This is a genomic window from Blautia aquisgranensis (assembly GCF_040096615.1).
Lineage (GTDB): Bacteria > Bacillota > Clostridia > Lachnospirales > Lachnospiraceae > Blautia_A > Blautia_A aquisgranensis.
The window spans coordinates 1-622 of record NZ_JBBMEJ010000052.1 but is presented as its reverse complement, the minus strand read 5'-3'; the positions used below and the strand labels follow the sequence as shown (position 1 = coordinate 622).

The window sequence follows — 622 nt, the reverse complement described above, 5'->3', positions numbered from 1 at the left end:
TTTAACTGTCCGTTCAGCATGTGATCTTCTTTCATACGCATAAAAGTCGCTTCCAGATCTGTTTTGGAATAACTGTTTCTGTTTTTTCCCATGATCTCAAAGCATTCTTTATATTCCATCAGTCGTTTTCCGCATTGTTCCAGTTCCTCATGCAGCTGTTGAAGTGCAGGTTTTCTTTTTCCTTTTCCGTAAACGAATTCGATTCCCTCGTTGTCTGCGATCATCGTGAGATTGTTCTGGAGTTTCCGTATTTCAAGCGGTGAACAGTTATCGATCTCTATAATACGGTTATTTGAAAGCTTTTTATGTTTTACAAGCTTTCGTTTTCTGTTCTTTTCGATCACTTCCCGGACTTTATCCATCCCTTCGATCACAAACATCTGTGCATTTCCCAGCTCGTACTTTGTTCCATAATCATTCTCCTGCAAAAAAGAATTATATTTTTCAAAAAGCTGGTCGATAGAGTCCAGAAGTCCTGCCAGATGATAATTGATGCTTCCACGCCATACAAAAGTATAACGGTTCGCATTTGCCTCTATCTTTGTACCGTCAATAAAAAGTTCTTTTAATGTGACCAGCCCTTCTTTCTGCAGCCGCCGCATAAACTGGTAATTCAGGTCAT

General features: G+C 39.5%; 1 pseudogene. It reads right to left on the bottom strand.

From position 1 onward, the window contains the following. Nucleotides 1-622: pseudogene (locus tag WMO28_RS16795) on the bottom strand (IS1182 family transposase); the annotation flags it as partial.